Annotated in this window: 19 protein-coding genes and 1 tRNA gene; 11 read left to right on the forward strand and 9 right to left on the reverse strand. The window is 61.9% G+C overall.

Annotation, left to right across the window (positions count from 1 at the left end; genetic code table 11):
- Positions 1–26: 26 nt before the first annotated feature.
- Both H7R73_RS08440 and H7R73_RS08445 read right to left on the reverse strand, forming a co-directional pair.
- The gene (locus H7R73_RS08440; RefSeq protein ID WP_010675269.1) at positions 27–167 is read right to left on the reverse strand and encodes a hypothetical protein; all 141 of its coding nucleotides are present in this window, start codon (positions 165–167) and stop codon (positions 27–29) included.
- A gap of 256 nt (positions 168–423) precedes the next feature.
- Positions 424–500 (reverse strand) — tRNA-Pro (locus H7R73_RS08445).
- Between the two features lie 378 nt (positions 501–878).
- Between H7R73_RS08445 and tadA the strand changes: the two genes are divergently transcribed.
- The 9 genes from tadA to H7R73_RS08490 all read left to right on the forward strand — a co-directional run bounded on the left by tadA (position 879) and on the right by H7R73_RS08490 (position 12,051).
- The gene (tadA, locus tag H7R73_RS08450; protein WP_080770013.1) at positions 879–1,427 is read left to right on the forward strand and encodes a tRNA adenosine(34) deaminase TadA; all 549 of its coding nucleotides are present in this window, start codon (positions 879–881) and stop codon (positions 1,425–1,427) included.
- A gap of 168 nt (positions 1,428–1,595) precedes the next feature.
- Entirely contained in the window at positions 1,596–3,833 is a 2,238-nt protein-coding gene (locus H7R73_RS08455) for an ABC transporter permease subunit (protein ID WP_182951640.1), read from the forward strand.
- Positions 3,834–3,850: 17 nt separating this feature from the next.
- Positions 3,851–5,500 (forward strand): phosphate ABC transporter permease PstA, encoded by a 1,650-nt coding sequence (pstA, locus tag H7R73_RS08460; protein ID WP_045524164.1) that lies wholly within the window; start codon positions 3,851–3,853, stop codon positions 5,498–5,500.
- A 104-nt stretch (positions 5,501–5,604) separates the two neighbouring features.
- The gene (gene pstB, locus H7R73_RS08465; protein WP_010675264.1) at positions 5,605–6,423 is read left to right on the forward strand and encodes a phosphate ABC transporter ATP-binding protein PstB; all 819 of its coding nucleotides are present in this window, start codon (positions 5,605–5,607) and stop codon (positions 6,421–6,423) included.
- 179 nt (positions 6,424–6,602) lie between these two features.
- Positions 6,603–7,313, forward strand: a complete 711-nt coding sequence (gene phoU / locus H7R73_RS08470) for a phosphate signaling complex protein PhoU (protein ID WP_029314752.1) — start codon at positions 6,603–6,605, stop codon at positions 7,311–7,313.
- A gap of 241 nt (positions 7,314–7,554) precedes the next feature.
- The gene (locus tag H7R73_RS08475) at positions 7,555–8,874 is read left to right on the forward strand and encodes a hemolysin family protein (protein ID WP_041213150.1); all 1,320 of its coding nucleotides are present in this window, start codon (positions 7,555–7,557) and stop codon (positions 8,872–8,874) included.
- 18 nt (positions 8,875–8,892) lie between these two features.
- Positions 8,893–9,435 (forward strand): hypothetical protein, encoded by a 543-nt coding sequence (locus H7R73_RS08480; protein ID WP_042017561.1) that lies wholly within the window; start codon positions 8,893–8,895, stop codon positions 9,433–9,435.
- A 294-nt stretch (positions 9,436–9,729) separates the two neighbouring features.
- Positions 9,730–10,632: a homocysteine S-methyltransferase family protein gene (locus tag H7R73_RS08485; protein ID WP_042879565.1), complete on the forward strand. Its 903-nt coding sequence runs from the start codon at positions 9,730–9,732 to the stop codon at positions 10,630–10,632.
- Between the two features lie 9 nt (positions 10,633–10,641).
- A complete protein-coding gene (locus tag H7R73_RS08490) occupies positions 10,642–12,051 on the forward strand; it encodes a basic amino acid/polyamine antiporter (RefSeq protein ID WP_103260413.1) in 1,410 nt (469 codons plus the stop codon).
- A gap of 66 nt (positions 12,052–12,117) precedes the next feature.
- On the opposite strand, the gene H7R73_RS08495 is transcribed toward H7R73_RS08490, so the two are convergent.
- Complete coding sequence (locus H7R73_RS08495; protein WP_182951641.1) at positions 12,118–12,957, reverse strand: sterol desaturase family protein; 840 nt, start codon at positions 12,955–12,957, stop codon at positions 12,118–12,120.
- 178 nt (positions 12,958–13,135) lie between these two features.
- Between H7R73_RS08495 and H7R73_RS08500 the strand changes: the two genes are divergently transcribed.
- Positions 13,136–13,507, forward strand: coding sequence for a hypothetical protein (locus tag H7R73_RS08500; RefSeq protein ID WP_041214885.1), 372 nt, complete (start codon positions 13,136–13,138; stop codon positions 13,505–13,507).
- Between the two features lie 123 nt (positions 13,508–13,630).
- On the opposite strand, the gene H7R73_RS08505 is transcribed toward H7R73_RS08500, so the two are convergent.
- From H7R73_RS08505 to H7R73_RS08515, 4 genes are all read right to left on the reverse strand, one after another.
- The gene (locus H7R73_RS08505; protein WP_010675257.1) at positions 13,631–14,374 is read right to left on the reverse strand and encodes an amino acid ABC transporter ATP-binding protein; all 744 of its coding nucleotides are present in this window, start codon (positions 14,372–14,374) and stop codon (positions 13,631–13,633) included.
- A complete protein-coding gene (locus tag H7R73_RS24380) occupies positions 14,358–14,480 on the reverse strand; it encodes a hypothetical protein (RefSeq protein WP_267894995.1) in 123 nt (40 codons plus the stop codon). Before H7R73_RS24380 ends, H7R73_RS08505 begins: the two co-directional genes overlap by 17 nt.
- The gene (locus H7R73_RS08510) at positions 14,464–15,408 is read right to left on the reverse strand and encodes an amino acid ABC transporter permease (protein WP_041201654.1); all 945 of its coding nucleotides are present in this window, start codon (positions 15,406–15,408) and stop codon (positions 14,464–14,466) included. The genes H7R73_RS24380 and H7R73_RS08510 overlap by 17 nt, the downstream gene beginning before the upstream one ends.
- Before the next feature lie 99 nt (positions 15,409–15,507).
- Entirely contained in the window at positions 15,508–16,296 is a 789-nt protein-coding gene (locus tag H7R73_RS08515) for a transporter substrate-binding domain-containing protein (RefSeq protein WP_182951642.1), read from the reverse strand.
- A 461-nt stretch (positions 16,297–16,757) separates the two neighbouring features.
- On the opposite strand from H7R73_RS08515, the gene H7R73_RS08520 reads away from it, so the two are divergent.
- Positions 16,758–17,885, forward strand: coding sequence for a GGDEF domain-containing protein (locus H7R73_RS08520; RefSeq protein ID WP_182951643.1), 1,128 nt, complete (start codon positions 16,758–16,760; stop codon positions 17,883–17,885).
- 108 nt (positions 17,886–17,993) lie between these two features.
- Here H7R73_RS08520 and rnk read toward each other — a convergent pair whose 3' ends face one another.
- Together rnk and H7R73_RS08530 are read right to left on the reverse strand one after the other, a co-directional pair.
- A complete protein-coding gene (gene rnk / locus H7R73_RS08525) occupies positions 17,994–18,389 on the reverse strand; it encodes a nucleoside diphosphate kinase regulator (RefSeq protein ID WP_010675253.1) in 396 nt (131 codons plus the stop codon).
- Positions 18,390–18,622: 233 nt separating this feature from the next.
- Positions 18,623–19,357, reverse strand: coding sequence for a substrate-binding periplasmic protein (locus H7R73_RS08530; protein WP_180898882.1), 735 nt, complete (start codon positions 19,355–19,357; stop codon positions 18,623–18,625).
- Positions 19,358–19,405 lie beyond the last annotated feature (48 nt).

Below are 19,405 nucleotides of genomic sequence, written 5' to 3' on the forward strand. Positions count from 1 at the left end.
GAACCGCACTATGGCACGGGCTCGTCTCAGTAATCTTCATCCGGGGCGGCGAGATCGATCACATCGAGGTGCACTGAACTGCCAAACCCGTGCTCTGCGGAATCGAGCTCGGAGGGCGTGGGGGAGATCAGGGGCTGAACGGGCTGGGAGTCAACAGCTTGGGTCATGGATGCTTGCCTCATTGATTGCAAGCCGGTCGGTGATTCCATCACCCTTGTGTCCACCTCCCTGTTTTTATGGCCGGCGGAAAAGTTGCGTATCCTAGCGGCACTTTATGAAAGCTTCAAGTGGTTCTGTATAAAATTCATGCCAATAAAAGTGGCGACCCGATGAACGGGGGAGGCGAGAGGAAAAAGAGGCAAGCGTCGGGCGTGCAGGCAAAAAAATAGCCCAGTCGTTTGACTGGGCTATTTTCGGGGAATTTGGTCGGTGTGAGAGGATTCGAACCTCCGACCCTCTACACCCCATGCAGATGCGCTACCTGGCTGCGCTACACACCGACGGAGTCAGCTCGGCTGACGGGGAAGAAGTCTAATCGGATGATTTGGCGGGCGCAACTCCTTTTTTATCAGGGAGATGCCGATTGCTTCTTTATTGTTCAGCCAAGATGCAACTTGGGCCCTGGCCGGAGTTTTGGCATAATCGCCGCCCCCTTAGGCGGGCACAGGGTGGCGAACACCCAACTCGGGGCGTTCCGATGTCGCCGGGGCCTTTGGCCTCTCTTTCATTGACAGCATCTTCTGCCGTGGGCTACCGGCTAGCGCGAGGGGGAAGGGGCCCGGTGTGCCCAGGGCCGGGACGCAGCAATCCGGGAGTGCGCGGCCGATGCCGTGCAGGGGCCAGGCAAGCTGACATCATATCGACGAGAGGATCAGGGCGTGAAACCATCTGAAGTTGCAGCACAGATCAGCCAGCGCGAGCAGGACGAACGCTGGATGCGCCATGCCATGGCCCTGGCAGCCAGGGCAGAGGGGATAGGCGAGATCCCGGTAGGCGCCGTGCTGGTGCTGGGGGACAAGATAGTGGCAGAGGGGTGGAATCGCTCCATCAGCGAGCACGACGCCTGCGCCCATGCCGAGGTGATGGCGCTTCGGGAAGCGGGCAAGCAGCTTGAAAACTATCGCCTGCTCGACACCACCCTCTATGTGACGCTGGAGCCCTGCTGCATGTGTGCCGGCGCCCTCATCCACAGCCGGGTCAAGCGGGTGGTCTATGGTGCCCGGGATTTGAAGACGGGGGCGGCAGGGTCTGTGTTCGACATCCTGCTGGATCCTCGCCACAACCACCAGGTGGCACTGACGGGGGAGGTGCTCGCCGACGCCTGCTCGGCCCAGCTGTCGGATTTCTTCAAACGGCGCCGCGCCGAGAAGAAGGCGGCCAGACTCGCCGCGAAAGAGGCGCTTCCTCAAGATGACAGCGGGGCCTGATGGCCCCGTTTGCTTTTATTTCACTGCCAGACCGGCGGCCTGCTTCCCACCGAATATCAACTGCCACCCCTGCGATGAAGCCCGCGCTCTTTGCCGCTGTTGATGTAACAAAACTGTCATGCATCCGCCATATAATGCCGCCAAGCCTAGCTCACATTGAGGTCTTGCATGTCATCGGAATCGTTAAATCTGGTCATGGCGGGCAGTCGAAAACGCCGGATCAAGGATAAATTGGCCAAATATGGCGTCACCACAGGGGGAGCCCTGGTGCTGGTGGCGCTGTTGCTTATCTTCTTCTACCTGCTTTATGTGGTGAAGCCCATCTTCAATGGCGCAAGCATGGAGAGCACCGCTTCCTTCACCCTGCCCATCAAGGGCAAGACAGCCTGGCTCGGGGTCGAGGAGCAAAACGAGATAGGTTACCGCTTCAGCGACCAGGGGAAGGTCAAATTCTTTGCCGTGCAACCGGATGGCAAGATCAAGACCGGACAGGTGATTGGCGAGGCACAGGTGAACGGCGAGATCACGGCGGTCGCGCCGCCTGCGCCGGGCCAGAAACTCATCGCCTATGGGTTTGCCGACGGCAAGGCTCAGGTGGTGCAACCCTATTTCAAGATCTCCTATCCCAATGACGTGCGCGTCATCGAGCCCAGCCTGCAATATCCCTTCGGCGAGACCCCCGTGGTGATCGATCCCCAGGGCAAGGCGCTGACGCGCATGGTCTTCGAGGCGACCAAGGACAAGATGGCGACCGCGGCCGTGACCGAAGATGGTCGTGGTGTGCTGATGGTGATGAGCGGCGAGGAGAACTTCCTCTCCGGCGAAATCGAGTGGAGCAACCAGACCTACACCATTCCGTCTCTGCCACGCCATGTTGACCAGATGCTGCTGACCCCGAACCTGCGTCTGTTGTTCGTGCGCGAGGGCAACCGCCTGTCGGTCTATGACATCCACAACCTGAGCGACATCTCCCTGCGCAATGTCATGGAGATCAACGCCCCCAATGCCAGCGTGACCCAGGTGGCCCTGCTCTCCGGTGCGTCCTCCCTGCTGGTGGGCAACGACAACGGCGTCATCTCCCAGTGGTTCGAGGTGGCAAAGGATGGCAAGCGCCAGTTCACCCAGATCCGTGACTTCAAGGGTGACGCGCCGGTCGCCCTGCTGACCCCCGAGCACTTTCGCAAGGGCTTCATCAGCGCAGGCAGCGACGGCACCATCAACTTCTTCCATGCCACCGGCGAAGCCAAGCTGCTTGGCGAGAAGGTTGACGGGGGCAACCTGGCTGCCGTTGCCATCTCTCCTCGCCACAACCTGCTGTTGACCCAGCAGGGGGATGACTTCAAGGTCTTTGACGTCGAGAACGATCACCCCGAGGTAACCTGGTCTGCCCTCTGGCAACAGGTGTGGTATGAAGGCTATCCCGAGCCCCAGTACGTGTGGCAGTCCACCTCCGCCAGCAACGACTTCGAAGCCAAGCTGAGCCTGGTGCCCCTGGTGTTCGGTACCCTGAAAGCCTCCTTCTATGCCATGGTGTTCGCGGTGCCCCTGGGTGTCGCCGGAGCCATCTATACCGCCTACTTCATGTCGGCGGGGCTGCGCAAATACGTCAAGCCGACGGTGGAGATCATGGCGGCGCTGCCGACCGTCATCCTCGGCTTCCTGGCGGGTCTGTGGCTCGCGCCTATCATCGAAGGGGCCCTGCCCGGGGTGATCCTGCTGCTGATCCTGCTGCCCATGGGCATGCTGCTCACCGCCCTGGTGTGGAACTATCTGCCGGAGCGTGGCCGCACCTGGCTGCCGGAAGGCTGGCACGCCATTCTGCTTATCCCTGTGCTGCTGTTCATCGGATGGGGCGCCTTCGCCTTGAGTCCCATCATCGAGAACGCCTTCATGCACGGTGATTCGCGCATCTGGCTGACCCACGACATGGGCATCAAGTTTGACCAGCGCAACTCACTGGTGGTCGGTATCGCCATGGGCTTTGCGGTCATCCCCACCATCTTCTCCATCGCCGAAGACGCGGTCTTCTCGGTGCCCAAGCACCTGACCCAGGGCTCGCTTGCGCTGGGGGCGACCCCGTGGCAGACCCTGAGCCGGGTGGTGATCCTCACCGCGAGCCCAGGCATCTTCTCGGCGGTGATGATGGGCCTTGGCCGCGCCGTGGGCGAGACCATGATCGTGCTGATGGCCACCGGCAACACCCCCATCATGGACTTTTCCATGTTCCAGGGGCTGCGGACCCTGGCGGCGAACATCGCGGTGGAGATGCCGGAATCGGAAGTGGGCAGCTCCCACTACCGGGTGCTCTTCCTCGCCGCCTTCGTGCTGTTTGTGTTCACCTTCTTGTTCAATACCCTGGCCGAATTCGTCCGCCAGCGGTTGCGTGAAAAGTACAGCTCTCTGTAAGGACTAAGGAATCGACAATGGGTAAGTGGTTTAAATCGGGGGCCCCCTGGATCTGGATGACGGGGGGCGCCGTCAGCCTGAGTCTGGTGGCCGTACTGGGTCTGTTGTTGCTGATCGGCTGGCGTGGTCTGGTCTATTTCTGGCCCCATCCCATCTATGAGTGGCAACTTGAAGATGCAAGCGGCAACAAGAGCGTCCTGATTGGCGAGATCAACGACCGGGAGCTGGTGCCGGTGGAGCGCCTGCGCGCCGCAGGCCAGGCGCTGGAAGGGGAGGATCGCGAAGAGATTACCCGTTATCTGGTCAAGACCGGCAACCGGGAGTTCGTGGACCTCGATTTTCGCTGGGTGCTGGAGACCGATATCAAATCGCGCGCCCAGCCGGCGGAGCTCGCCATGGTGGAACGCGCCACCAACGGCAACTTCTATGGTTACATCACCTCGGTGAAGGAAGATGGCCAGGAGCTGACCACGGATCTGCATCCCGCCTTGCAGCGGGTGCTGGCCCGTGCCAACGGCCTCTCAAGCCAAGCCAACGACCTGCAAAAAGGGGCCATCGGCAGCATCAACTATCAGCTGGAGCGCCTGCGCCTGAAAGAGCGCAAGGCCGAGCTGGATGACAAGTTGACCGATCAGCTTAAAGCCGAGCTGGCGAGCGAGCGTCAGGCCCTCAACGACCGTTATCAGGTGCTGGAGAAAGAGCTCTTCTCCCTGCGTACCCAGGCGGACAGAGACAGCATCACCGTCAAGGACATGCGCGGCGAGCTGGTGACCATGCCCATGTCCCGGGTGCTGGATGTGGTCTGGCCCAACGACATGAGCCTGATGGCCAAGGTGGGTCACTGGTTCCACCAGATTGGCAAGTTCGTCTCCGATGACCCCCGGGAGGCGAACACCGAGGGCGGCGTCTTCCCGGCCATCTTCGGCACCGTCTTCATGGTGATCCTGATGGCCATCATCGTGACCCCGCTCGGGGTGGTGGCGGCGGTCTACCTGCACGAGTACGCGGGCAAGAACAGCCTGACCAAGATCATCCGTATCGCGGTGATCAACCTGGCGGGGGTGCCCTCCATCGTCTACGGCGTGTTTGGTCTGGGCTTCTTCGTCTACACCCTGGGGGGCAGCATCGACCGCCTCTTCTACCCGGAAGCGCTGCCGAGCCCGACCTTCGGCTCCCCCGGTGTCATCTGGTCTGCTCTGACCCTGGCCATTCTGACCCTGCCGGTGGTGATCGTCTCCACCGAAGAGGGGCTGGCCCGGATCCCGAGCACCATTCGCCAGGGTTCGCTGGCGCTGGGTGCCACCCAGGCCGAGACCCTGTGGCGCATCGTGCTGCCCATGGCAAGCCCGGCCATCATGACCGGCCTTATCCTGGCCATCGCCCGTGCGGCGGGCGAGGTGGCGCCGCTGATGCTGGTGGGGGTGGTGAAGCTTGCTCCCACGTTGCCGATGGACGGCAACTTCCCGTACCTGCACGTGGAGCGCAAGTTCATGCACCTGGGCTTCCACATCTATGACGTGGGCTTCCAGAGCCCGAACGTCGAGGCGGCGCGTCCTCTGGTCTACGCCACCTCCTTCCTGCTGGTGACGGTGATCGTCGGCCTCAACCTGACGGCGATCGGTATTCGTAACCACCTGCGCGAGAAATTCCGGTCGCTGGAACATTAATCCAGCCATTACAGAGACGGGCAGGGGTCTTCCCTGCCAACCAGATATTCCGGCAGCGGGCAAGACGTTTGCCCGCTGCCACCAAGAGAATTTGAGGTAAACAGATGATCAACGTAACACCGAGTTCGGCCCCGCACACCGCCACCGACCTGCTCAACCTGACCCCGGAGCAGACTGCGCTGGAGGTGAAGGATCTCAACCTGTACTACGGCAACAAGCAGGCGCTGTTCAACGTCAACATGAAGATCCCCAAGGGTCAGGTCACCGCCTTCATCGGCCCGTCCGGTTGCGGCAAGTCCACTTTGCTGCGCTGCATCAACCGGATGAACGATCTGGTGGAGATCTGCCGCATCGAGGGGGAGATCCAGCTGCACGGCCACAACATCTATGACAAGAGCGTGGATGTCTCCGCCCTTCGCCGCCAGGTGGGCATGGTGTTCCAGCGCCCCAACCCCTTCCCCAAGTCCATCTACGAGAACGTGGTCTACGGCCTGCGCCTGCAGGGCATCAATGACCGCCGTACTCTGGACGAGGCCGCCGAGCGTTCCCTGCGCGGTGCCGCCCTGTGGGAGGAGGTGAAGGATCGTCTGCATGACAACGCCTTTGGTCTCTCCGGCGGTCAGCAGCAGCGTCTGGTGATTGCCCGTGCCATCGCCATCGAGCCGGAAGTGCTGTTGCTCGATGAACCGACCTCGGCGCTGGACCCCATCTCCACCCTCACCATCGAGGAGCTCATCAACGAGCTCAAGAGCCAGTTCACCGTGGTGATCGTAACCCACAACATGCAGCAGGCGGCGCGGGTCTCGGATCAGACCGCGTTCATGTACATGGGGGAACTCATCGAGTACTCGAATACCAACACCATCTTCACCACCCCGGCCAAGAAGAAGACCGAAGACTACATTACCGGTCGTTACGGCTAAGGGATGCCGGTGATTGAGATGAGCAAGTTGAGCATCAACAAGCAGATTGGCAGTCAGTTCAACGGCTAAGGCATGTTGGTGCAACAAGGGTGATTGAGATGAACAAGATGGGCATCAACAAACAGATTGGCAGTCAGTTCAACGGCTAAGGCATAATCGGAGCAACAAGGATTACTGGTATGGACAATATGAACCTCAACAAACACATCTCCGGTCAGTTCAATGCCGAGCTTGAGAGCGTGCGCAACCAGGTACTGGTGATGGGGGGGCTGGTGGAGAAGCAACTCACCGACGCCATCGCCGCCATCCATGGCCAGGATCTGGATGCGGCGCGCAAGATCGTGGCCAACGACCACAAGGTCAACGCCATGGAAGTGGCGATCGACGAGGAGTGCACCCGCATCATCGCCAAGCGTCAGCCCACCGCGTCCGACCTGCGGCTGGTGATGGCCATCATCAAGACCATCACGGATCTGGAGCGGATTGGCGACGTGGCGGACAAGATTGCCCGCATGCTGACCGACAACGCCAACAAGCCCCAGCCACCGCTGGTGTCGCTGGAGAACATGGGGCGTCGCACCATCAAGATGCTCCACGACGTGCTGGACGCCTTCGCCCGCATGGATCTGGATGCCGCCCTGGCGGTCTACAAGGAAGATGACAAGGTGGATCGGGAGTACGAGTCCATCATCCGCGAGCTGATGACCTACATGATGGAAGATCCGCGCACTATACCGCAGGTGCTGAACGTCTTGTGGGCGGCACGGGCTATCGAGCGGGTCGGTGATCGCTGCCAGCACATCTGCGAGTACATCGTCTACTACGTCAAGGGCAAGGATGTGCGTCACACCAAGGCCGATGACCTGAGCGATCTGCTGGGCAAGGGCTGATAGGGCGCCTTGGGTGGAGCTCCCGTCGCGGCTGCACGACGGGAATCCAGCCCTGATTGAATAAAAAGGCGCTTTGAGCGCCTTTTTCATTGCATGGCACGGCAGTTCAAGATAACGCCACCCAGCGGGCGCTTTTCTGCTAGAATATGGCCCCTGTGTGAGTCCCGGATGGAATCACGGTCCGGTTTCCCGGGCCCAGTTTGCCGTCTTGTGCTAAGGCGGCTGTAGCAATAGGTTAATCATGAGTTTTGCCGATAGTTTGTTCTTTCTGATGCTGCTGGTCGCCGGCAGCGTGTTCTTCTCACTCTCCGAGATCTCCCTTGCCGCCTCCCGCAAGATCAAGTTGCAGGTGATGGCCGACGAGGGCAACCGCCACGCCGAGAAGGTGCTGGCATTGCAGGCCCAGCCGGGCAACTTCTTTACCGTGGTGCAGATAGGCCTCAATACCGTCGCCATCCTCGGCGGTATCCTGGGGGAGTCAGCCCTCAATCCCGCCATCAGGGAGCTGATAGCCGGCTTTTACCAGGGGCCCTGGCTCGGCCAGATTAGCTCCGCGGCCTCGTTCGTCTTCGTCACCGGCATGTTCATCCTGATAGCGGACCTGATGCCCAAGCGCCTTGCCATGACCATGCCCGAGCGGATCGCCGTGGTGGTGGTGCGTCCCATGATGCTGTGCGTCACCTTGCTGATGCCGCTGGTGTGGCTGTTCAACGGCATGGCCAACGGCCTGTTCCGGCTGATGCGCATCTCCATGGTGCGCAACGACGAGATCACCTCCGACGATATTTATGCGGTGATGGATGCAGGTGCCGAAGCCGGTGTCATCCAGCGCGAGGAGCACCAGCTCATCGAGAACGTGTTCGAGCTCCAGTCTCTGGGTGTCACTTCCGCCATGACGGCGCGGGAGAGCCTCATCTACTTCACCCTGCAAGAGGGGGAGGAGAGCATCAAGGCGAAGATCGCCGAGCACCCCCACAACAAGTTCCTGGTGTGCGACCACAACCTCGACAGCATCAAGGGGTTCGTGGATGCCAAGGAGCTGCTGATCCGCGTCATCAGCGGCCAGAGCATCGATCTCAACAGCGGCTCCCTGGTGCAGAACGTCATCATCATTCCCGACACCCTCAACCTCTACGAGGCGATGGAGTACTTCAAGAACCATCGCGGGGACTTTGCGGTGGTGATGAACGAATACGCCCTGGTGGTGGGCATCGTCACCATGAACGACCTGATGAGTACCGTCATGGGGGAGTGGGCCACCCACGTGGTGGAAGAGCAGATCGTCCAGCGGGACGAGAACTCCTGGCTGGTGGACGGGGTGACCCCCATCTCCGACGTGATGCGCGCCTTCGACATCGAGGAGTTCCCGGAAAACCAAAACTACGAGACCATCGCCGGTTTCATCATGTACATGCTGCGCAAGATCCCCAAGCGCACCGACTCGGTCAAATATGCCGGTTACAAGTTCGAAGTGGTGGACATCGACAGTTACAAGATTGACCAGTTGCTGGTCACCCGGGTAGAACCTGCGAGCAATGAGAAGCCCGCTCAGGAATCCTAAAGGAGTTCGTTAGCAATCATGAAGATGAAGACTCATTCCCGTGCGCTGGCCTGTGTGGCACTCGCCCTGGCACTGGGTGCCTGCAGCCAGAGCGCACCGCGCAAGCCAGTGACGCCTGCCAAACCCGTTACCCCCGAGCCTGCCGTGGTGGTCCCGCAGCAGGATCCCGATGCGGTGGTGCAAAGCGCCGTTGCAGAGCCCAGCCCGGTGTTCGACGAGGAGTATCACGGCCCGGATCAAGGGTCGCTTGAATCGGTCACCGCCCTGTTTGCCCGGGGTTACATCGAATCCGCCATGCGGGAGACCATGCTGGCGGCGGTGCACAGCGACTATCCGCTGCTCGGCATGCGGGACGTACGTCTCACCGACCCTGTTGCCAAGTTCCTCACCTCGGCCCAGGCACGCACCACGGCCCACGACTACCTCTATGCCGGGGTGCAGCGTCGGCTGGGCCGCCCGCTCAGCCCCGCCCAGTGGGAGCAGATCTGGCAGGGCTATCCCCAGCAGGGCCGGGTCTCCGACTGGGTCAAGCAGACCAAGCGGGTGCTGGCCGGGCGCTGAGCCCCTGGTTATCGGCGGCTGTGCCCGCCTTGATCCCCTGTTTCACAAGAGGCCACCCCCCCGGGGTGGCCTCTTGTCGTTTCAGTGCCTGGCCAGGTGATGCCTGTGCCGGGGAGACTTCCCTTTGCCGTCATCATCCTGAGCTTGCCCGGATTTGTTCGTAGCCCCCGATTGCCTCTTGTTCTACTTTGGGTCATGATATTTGGGATTTTTAGCCGTCTAGATGTTTTGATGGCTTAATGTGGTTTCACACAATAAACACCCGTCATGGCGGGGAGACGCAGAGAGACAGAGATGGACAAGCAGGATTTGTGGGTACTCGATGGCGGTATGGGTCGTGAACTGGCGCGGCGTGGTGCGCCGTTCCGTCAACCGGAGTGGTCGGCGCTGGCGCTGATGGAAGCGCCCGAGACGGTGCGCGAGGTACACCAGGCCTATGCGACGAGCGGTGCCCGGGTGATCACCACCAACAGCTATGCCCTGGTGCCCTTCCATATCGGCGAGGCGCGCTTTGCCGCCCAAGGGGAGGCACTTGCGGCTCTGGCCGGGCAACTGGCCCGAGACGTGGCCGACGAGCAGGGGGGAGCCGTCAAGGTGGCCGGCTCCTTGCCGCCGCTCTTTGGCTCCTATCGTGCGGACCTCTATCAGGCCGAGCGGGTGAGCGAGCTGGCGACACCGCTTATCCGTGCCCTGTCACCCCATGTGGATCTCTGGCTGGCGGAGACCATGAGCCTCATCGCCGAGCCCCTGGCCCTCAAGGCCCTGTTGCCACAGGACGGCAAGCCGTTCTGGGTCTCCTTTACTCTGGAAGACGAGGCGCCGGGCAGCGAGCCCACCCTGCGCTCCGGCGAGCGGGTGGCGGATGCCGTGACCGCGTTGGCGTCGGCCGGGGTGGATGCCATCCTGTTCAACTGCTGCCAGCCCGAGGTGATTGAAGGGGCGCTCAAGGTGGCCGTCGCCGCGTTGCAGGTTCAGGGGCGCACCGACGTTCGCCTCGGCGCCTATGCCAACGCCTTCCCGCCCCAGCCCAAGGAGGCGACTGCCAATGACGGTCTGGACGAGATCCGCGGCGATCTGGGGCCGCTGGATTACCTCGGCTGGGCCGAGCGCTGGCGCAGAGCCGGGGCAAACCTCATCGGCGGCTGCTGCGGCATCGGCCCGGAACACATCGAGGCGCTGGCCAGCAGGCTGCGTTAAGGAGCGCCCATGAAAGAGAGCAAGATCGGGCTTTGGTCCCTCACTGCGCTGGTGTTCAGCTCCATGGTGGGGGCCGGCATCTTCAGCCTGCCCCAGAACATGGCCGATGTGGCGGGCGCCCGCGCCGTGCTGATCGGCTGGGCCGTCACCGGGGTCGGCATACTGGCGCTGGCCATGAGCTTCCTCTACCTGTCGCGGCTCAAACCCGAGCTCGACGGAGGCATCTACAGCTATGCCCGAGCCGGCTTTGGCGAGCTGGTGGGGTTCTTCTCCGCCTGGGGATACTGGCTCTGTGCCACCATCGGCGTGGTGGGTTATCTGGTGATCGCCTTCGCGGCGCTGGGCAGCTTCGTCGACACGCCGGAGCGGGTCTGGTTTGGCGAGGGCAACACATTGGCAGCTTTTGTCGGCGAGTCCTGCATCCTCTGGGCGGTGCACCTGCTGGTGGCCCGCGGCGTGCAGCAGGCGGCCCTGTTCAATCTGGTGGCGACCCTGGCCAAGAGCCTGCCGCTGCTGCTGTTCATCCTGTTCGCCTGCTACTGGTTCGATCCGGTCACCTTTGCGGCGGATCAGGAGGGCAGCACCCTGGCGGTACCGGTCTCCGAGCAGGTGCGCAACACCATGCTCATCACCCTCTGGGTCTTCACCGGCATCGAAGGGGCAGCGGTGCTCTCGGCCCGGGCGAGAAACAAGCGGGACGTGGGCACAGCCACCGTGCTCGGTGTGGTGCTGGCGCTGCTGCTCTATGTGCTCATCTCGGTGCTGGCGCTCGGAATATTGAGCCGCCCGGAGCTTGCGGCCCTGCCCAACCCCTCCATGGCGGGACTGATGGCCCAGATGACGGGTTCATGGGGCAAGCTGCTCATCAGCGCCGGCCTCATCGTGTCGGTGCTCGCCTCCTACGTGAGCTGGACCCTCTTCTCGGCCGAGGTGCCGTTCAGCGCGGCGCGTCACGGGGCCTTCCCGGCCATCTTCCGGCGCGAGAACCGCAACGGCACTCCCATCGCCTCGCTCTGGCTCACCAGCCTGACCGTGCAGGGCTGCTTGCTGCTGGTGTGGTTGCTTGGCAAGGGGTACACCAACCTGCTGCTCATCTCCACCTCCATGATCCTGGTGCCCTACCTGCTCATCGGCCTCTTCCTGCTCAAGCTGGTCTTCGGTGGCAAGGGTGGGCAGGGCCGCGGCCTGATGCGGGTGGTGGCGCTGGTGTCGAGCGGTTATGGTTTCTGGCTGCTCTACGCCGCCGGGGTGGAGTACCTGCTGCTGTCGCTTCTGCTCTACGGGCCGGGTCTGCTGCTGTTTCTCTACAGCCGTCGCCAGCTCGGCGCCGAACAGCGGCTCAGCGGTCGCGAACGGCTGCTGGCCGGGGTGACGCTGCTGAGCCTGATCCCCGCCGTCTGGTCCTTCGTTCACGTCTGACCTGGGGGTTGTCCCTGTCATGAAAAAGAGCGCCCCTGGGCGCTCTTTTTTATCTTGGTCGGTGGGTCAACCGCTGGTGGGGCCCGCCGGTTTGCCAAACAGCACGGCGAGCTTCTGCCGCCAGGGCAGGCCCCGGGCCTCTTGCAGCATGTCGCGCCACTCGTGGAAGGTGAGGGTGAGGGGGTTGAAGCTGTAGATGGGCTTGGTGATGCCGAAGCGGCATGGCTCGGCGGGGTCTTCCTCCACGAAGGTGCCAAACAGCCGGTCCCAGATGATGAGCACCCCGGCGAAGTTGCGATCGATGTATCTGGCGTTGCTGGCGTGGTGCACCCTGTGGTGGGAGGGGGTGTTGAAGATCCACTCCAGCCAGCCAAGCTTGCCCACCACCTGGGTGTGGACGAAGAACTGGAAGCCCAGGCTCAAGAGCACGGTCGTGACCACCGCCTCGGGCGGGAAACCGATGAGGATCATGGGGATCCAGAACAGCCACATGCCGGAGACCGGATACATCAGGCTCTGGCGAAAGGCGGTGGAGAGGTTGAGCCGCTCCGAGCTGTGGTGCACTACGTGGGAGGCCCACAACCAGCGCACATGGTGGCTCGCGAAGTGGAACAGCCAGTAGCAGAGATCCTGCAGCAGGAAGAGCAGCAACAGGCTCCAGACGTTCAGCTCTATGTCCAGCAGCCGCCAGCCCCAGAGGGCGTCGTAGAGGTAGGCGATGGCGATGGCCGCCAGGGCATCGCCCCCCTGATGCATCAGCGCCAGGGTGGCGTTGGCGAAGAGATCCTTCCACTGATAACCGGCGGTGGGAAAGGCGGCGCCATGCTTGCGCAGGTAGAGCATCTCCCAGCCGATAAAGGCCAGAAAGAGGGGGGATAGGTAGAGCAGGAGCAGTTGCACATCCATGTGAGGCATCCGCTTGGACCAGTTGGATGTCAGCATACCGGATGATGTTAAAAACTCATTAACATTTGATGGTGATCCTCCTGTCTGACGCGGCCCGGCCTTGCCCTCTCTGTTTACACTGAAGAAGGAGCGCGCGCGGCATCTACCGCAAGCGGCAGTACCTTGGGAGGGAGAGAAAATGAACGGGACGCCTGTTTGTCTCATGCTCGGCCTGCTCAGTGCGAGTGCGATGGCCAATGACAGTTTCAACAGCGAGTTGAGCCATGTTGTCGGTGGTGCGGCCATGGGGGCGGGCTTTACGGCCATCGCGGATCACTATGGCTATCGGGAACACAGGGGCTGGATTGGTTTTGGCATCTCGACCGGCATCGGCATCGCCGCAGAGCTGATCGAGCGGGCCAGTGGTCAGGGGCCCTTCTCCGCCCTGGATGCGGGGGCCAATGCGCTGGGGGCCGCCGCCGGTGCCTACGGGACGGATCGCTGGCTGTTGGCACCCGTGGTGCTGCCCGAGCAGCACTTCGCCGGCCTGACGGGCATGTATCGATTCTAGGGCGAGCCACCTGGAACAAAAAAGGGAGCCTGGGCTCCCTCTTCTTGATTTGCATGACACCGCTGCGCGGTTGATCGAACCCGGGTTTGCCCCTTTACCGGATTGCCAATATCGGTGCGCTCGTCAGAGTACCTGGCTCAGGAACTGGCGCAGGCGCGGGGAGGGGGGATTGTCGAAGAAGTCGGCGGGTTTCTCGTCCACCAGCAACTCGCCGCTTTCCATGAAGAGTACCCTGTCCGCCACTTCCCGGGCAAAGCCCATCTCGTGGGTCACCACCACCATGGTCATCCCTTCGCGGGCCAACCCCTTCATGACGTCCAGCACCTCTCCCACCATTTCGGGGTCGAGGGCGCTGGTGGGCTCGTCAAACAGCATGATGCGCGGCTGCATGGCGAGCGCCCGGGCGATGGCCACCCGCTGCTGCTGGCCGCCGGAGAGCTGGGAGGGGTAGCTCTGGGCCTTGTTGGAGAGACCGACCTTGAGCAGCAGGGCCTTGGCCCGCTCCTCTGCCTCCTGGCGAGAGAGCCCTCTCACCTTCTGGGGGGCCAGCGTGATGTTGTCCAGCACCGTCAGGTGAGGGAAGAGGTTGAAGGACTGGAACACCATGCCCACCTCTTCCCGCAGCTTGTTGACATCCCCGGGTTCGGTGAGGCTGATGCCGTCGACCACGATATTGCCATCGTTGATGGTCTCCAGCTGGTTGAGGGTGCGCAGGAAGGTTGACTTGCCCGAGCCGCTCGGCCCCACGATCACCACCACTTCCCCTTCGGCCACCTGGGTGCTGACGTTTTTCAGGGCGTGCACCTCGGTGCCGTAGAACTTCTCTACACCGGTCGCCTTGATGATGGGATCAGTTGCAGCGCGCATAGTTCACCTCCGGACGACGCACCGGGAAGGGGCAGGGTGTGCCGGTGATGGCAGAACGTTTCGACACCGATGGCGCCTTGATAACGGGATCAGTTGCTGCGCGCATATTTCACCTCCAGACGACGCACCAGGAAGGAGAGAGTGCCGGTCAGCACCAGATAGAGCAGAGCCACGGTGAACCACACCTCGAACGGACTGAAGGTGGAGCTGACCACTTCGCGCCCCGCCTTGGTGAGATCCGTGATGGAGATGACGGAGACCAGGGAGGAGTCCTTGATGAGGTTGATGAACTGGCCCGCGAGCGGCGGCAGCACCCGCTTGAACGCCTGCGGCAGGATGACGTAGCGCATGGTCTGGGCCGAGGTCATGCCGAGGCTTCTGCCCGCTTCCATCTGCCCCTTGTGAATGGAGCTGATGCCGGCGCGCACGATTTCCGCCACGTAGGCGCCGGTGAAGACCGCGAGCGCCGCCACACCAGCGGTGAATCGGTCGAGGTTCAGCACGGTGCCGATAAAGAAATAGACGATGAAGATCTGCACCAGCAACGGGGTGCCACGGATGAGCTCCACATAGGTCACGGCCAGGTTGCGCAGGGCCGGATTGGGGGAGAGGCGGGCGAGCCCGGCCAGGGTGCCAAGCAGGATGGCGAAGATGCCTGCCACCAGGGAGAGCTTGACCGTGACCCAGACGCCCCAGGCGATGGGGCCAGCGGTCCAGCTCAGTTGCACATCCAGGGTATCGCCGAGGAAGACGGTATCCCCTTCAGCCAGCTGGGAGCCCTTGGGAGCGATGGCCTGACGGCGGCTGGGGTCGAGATCGTCTTGCAGGAAGAGCTGTCCCTTGTCCGCGACCACGGTGCCGTCAAACTCGGCATAGTGTTTCTGTTCTGCCTGATAGGCGATGTACTGGGGAATGCGTTCCCATCGCCAGGTGTAATCCACTGCCTGCACGGCCTTGTAGATGCCGAAAATGGCGGCCAGCACCAGCAGCAGGAAGATCCCGTGCCAGAGCAGCTGATTGGGCTGTTTTTCCATCTGTCTTGTGAGTTTGGGGTTGATCACTGTCACAACCTCTTTTGTCGTTATCGTGTGGGGAGTCTGCGTGAAGGGGCGGCATGCCGCCCCTTTGAGAGGTTATTTGAGCTGGTTCAGCCAGGCGGTGGATTCAAACCACTTCTTGTAGAGACGGTCGTAGCTGCCGTCGCCCTTGATCTGGCGCAGGTAGTTGTTGAACCAGTTGAGGGTGTCCTGATCCCCCTTGCGGATGGCCCAGGCCAGCGGCTCGAAGGTGAACGGCTTGTCGAGGTGTACCACGGCGCCCTGGTTCTGGGACGCGAAGATGGCGTTGTAGGGCAGGTCGTAGACGAAGGCATCCACCTTGCCGTTGATCACTTCCAGCTTGGCGTCATCCTGGGTTTCAAACTGCAGCAGGGTGGCCTTGGGGATCATGCGCTTGACCGCTTGCTCGCCGGTGGTGCCGAGTTTGACCCCGATCTTGTATTTGGGATCGTTGAGGTCCTGGAAGGATTTGATTTCGCCCGCCTTGTCCTTGCGAAGCACGATGGTCTGGCCGACGACGATGTAGGGATCGGCAAAGTTCACGCGCAGGTTGCGCTGGGGAGTGACGGTCATGCCGCCCATGATGACGTCGAACTTGTCGGTCAAGAGCGCGGGGATGATGCCGTCCCAGGCGGTGTTGACGAACTCCACCTTCACGCCCATCTCCTTGGCGACCATCTTGGCGAGATCCACGTCAAAGCCGATGTACTGGCCCTGCTTGTTGGTCATCTCGAAGGGTTGATAGCCGGCATCGAAGCCGACCCGCAGCACACCGCGCTCCAGCACGGCATCCAGGGTGGAAGTGGGCGCGGCGTTGGCCAGCCCGCACAGCAGCAGGGTAGAGAGAATGAGTTTTTTGATCATAAATGACGTCTCTGTCGTAAATGTGGTCGGCCTTGAACCTGCTCCCGTGCGACTCCATGGCACAAGAGACTGCTGCATCCGGCAGCAGGCAAGACAGGATTATTGTCTTGGTCGGGGCAAAAGCCCCATATGAGATTCTATGAATGGTTCGTTGGATGAAAAATGTACCAAAACCTGTTTGTGCCAGAAGACTCAATAAGTTATGGAGACTTTTATCCGTCGTGGTGACTCATAAAACCACATGAAAACAACATATCTATCTAATGGCGCCGGTTCAAGTGCAAAATATCCGGCGGCCGTCTCGGTGGAAAATCCGGGTACAGACAGGGCGTTGTCCGGCCCGCTTCAAGGGGAGTAGGGCGTGCGAGCCGGGCAAATATTTTTGCCCGGCCCATAGGCTCCCTCTGTGTCTTGTCATGGGCTTCCCATATACTCAGCCATCCCCATTGGAAGGTTCGGGAATGGACGCCTCAATTCTGCTCAATCTGGACGTATTTACCCTGATGTTGATGGCCCTCGGGGGCTACAGTCTGGGATTCATCACCCTCTCCATCATCTGGTGGACCCACAGGGAAATACCCGGTCTCGGGCTCTGGTGGTGGTCCAGCCTCTGTGCCCTGGCGGCGCAATCGCTCTTCTTCATGCAGGCATTTGCCCCCCATATCGCGGGGATCTGGCTGGCCAACCTGCTCATCACCTTCTGCCTCGCCCTGATGCCACTCGCCATCCAGCGCTTCTTCGGGGAGCCGCCAAACTGGCGAGCATTCACCCTCTTCATGCTGGTCTACCTACTTATCCTCTGCTGGAGCGTCATCTTCAACGACAAGATGGCCCCCCGGGTGCTGCTGGCCTGCCTGAGCTACATGATGGTGGGGGCGGTGATTGTCTGGCTCATCTGGCGTCATGGCTACCCTGACTATCTGCCCGCTGTGCTGGTGTTCACCGTGGTCAATATCCTGCTCTACGGTTTCAATCTGGTGCGCATGGGGGCCCTGCTCGGTGGCGAGGTGCGGGTCCTGATGGATCAGCATGCGGTCAATGTGCTCCCTTTCCTCTCCATGCTGATGGGCAACTATCTGTCGACCTTCGGGGTGCTGCTGCTCTGTACCCAGTACCGGGCCCTGGCCCTGCGTCGACAGGCCAGCCAGGATCCCCTGACCGGCCTCCTGAACCGGCGCGGCTTCATGGACCACTGCGTGACGATGGCAAGGCAGGGGGCGCTGGTGGTGCTGGATCTCGACGACTTCAAGCAGATCAACGATCGCCACGGTCACGAGACCGGGGACAGGGTGCTGGAGGCGGTGGGTCACTATCTTGCCGGCCAGCGGGATCTGGTGGCCAGCCGCTTCGGCGGGGAGGAGTTTGTGCTGCTGTTGCCCGAGCGGGACCCCCTGGCCCAGCAGGCGCGCTGCGAGCAGATCCGCCAGGGGATAGAAACGCTGGGGCTGAAGGGGGTCCGGGTGACGGCCAGCCTGGGGTGGGCGCCCAGCGCCCGCGAATGGCACTTTGACACCCTGTTCAGCCAGGCCGATCGCGCTCTCTATCAGGCCAAGCGGGAGGGCAAGAACCGGATCTGTCAGGGGGCCTGATCCCCCGTCAGGTCATGCCCGGCCGGTGGCCCTTGGCTCCGACCGGACAAAGGCATACCGAGTCAGCCACCTGGTCGCATCAGACCAGAGTGGCCGCCTGGCGGCCTGTCAGCGGTGCAGCTCCCCCGCGCGTTCCGGCTGATAGACCACTTCCAGGATCTCCACCTGGATGGTGCGACCGGCCGGCCCCGGCCAGGCGATGCTGTCACCCACCTTGAGCCCCAGCAGGGCGCTGCCCACTGGCGCCAGCACGGAGATCTTCGATTCGTCCCCCTGTACATCCTTTGGATAGACCAGCGTCAGGCAGAAGTCGTTGCCGCTGTTTTGCATCTTGAAGCGCACCGTGCTGTTCATGGTCACCACGTCCGGCGGCATGTCGGCGGGTTCGCGGATCTCGGCGCGATCCAGCTCCTCTTGCAGGGCAAGGTGCTGGGGGTGGTTGCCAAGCAGCTGTTCGATGCGATCCAGATCCAGGCTGGAGATGACGAGATGAGGCTGTTTCATAGGGTATTTCCTTATCAATGACTGAAGGGACCAGGATGACGGGCAGACTGGTCGACAAAAAACGGTGCAAGGGTAAAAAGCAGACAGCAACAGCGATGCCCCCGAGCGACTCGCGCAGCGGGGCGAGGGCGGGGGCTCAGCGGGGTGTGAGCGTACTGGAAAAAATCATGATTGCTTTCATGGAGATACCATAACCATTCTGGGGTGGTTTGGCAATTGGGCTGACTGTCTCATCAGGGAGCCTGGTAATCGTACTGGTGCAGGATGCGCGCGAGACTGCCATCCTCCCTCATTTCCTGAATGACCCGGCGCCAGCGCAGCGCCTCGCTGCGGGAGAAGCGGGGGCTGGCGGCCAGGTAGAGGGTGCTCTGCTGCAAGGTCTCGCCCCGCACCAGGTCCGGGAGCGGCAGACCCGCCCGCTGCTGGTTGTAACGGGCGGTGTTCCAGGCCACCGCCCATGCCTGGATGCGGTCGCGCGCCAGCTTTCTGGCGTTGCTGACCTCCTCGGTGACCAGCTCCCGGGTCACCCCTGTCAGCGGCTGGAACAGGCTCTGGCTATGGGAGCCACGCATCACGCCAACGGTGAGGCCTGGCAGCGTCTTCATGGAGAGCGGCGTTGGATGGTGACGGCGATGGCTGACCAGCACGAAGGCCTCCTCCAGCAGGGGGGCAATCCAGAGAAACAGTGGTTCGCGCTGGGGATTTCGGGCCGGGGGCAACAACAGGACATCCGGGCGGTGGCTGGCCTGGCTGAGGGCGCGAGCCAGCGGCATCAACTCGATCTCGAGCGGTTCCCCGAGGCGGCGGGCAGCCTCCTCCAGCACCTCGATGGCCATGCCGCTCGGCGCACCCTGTTGGGCGCGGATCACATAGGGGGGAATGTCCGCGGCCACGACGACCACGGCACGGGCCGAAAAGGCGCAGACGATCAGGGGAGAGAGCAGCAGAAGCAGAGTAACAAGGCGCATGGATGTTCGGATCCGGGATGAGTACAGAGAGTGTAACATCCCGTTACG

Origin of the sequence: Aeromonas sp. WP2-W18-CRE-05, from assembly GCF_014168615.1 — a bacterium.
Lineage (GTDB): Bacteria > Pseudomonadota > Gammaproteobacteria > Enterobacterales > Aeromonadaceae > Aeromonas > Aeromonas caviae.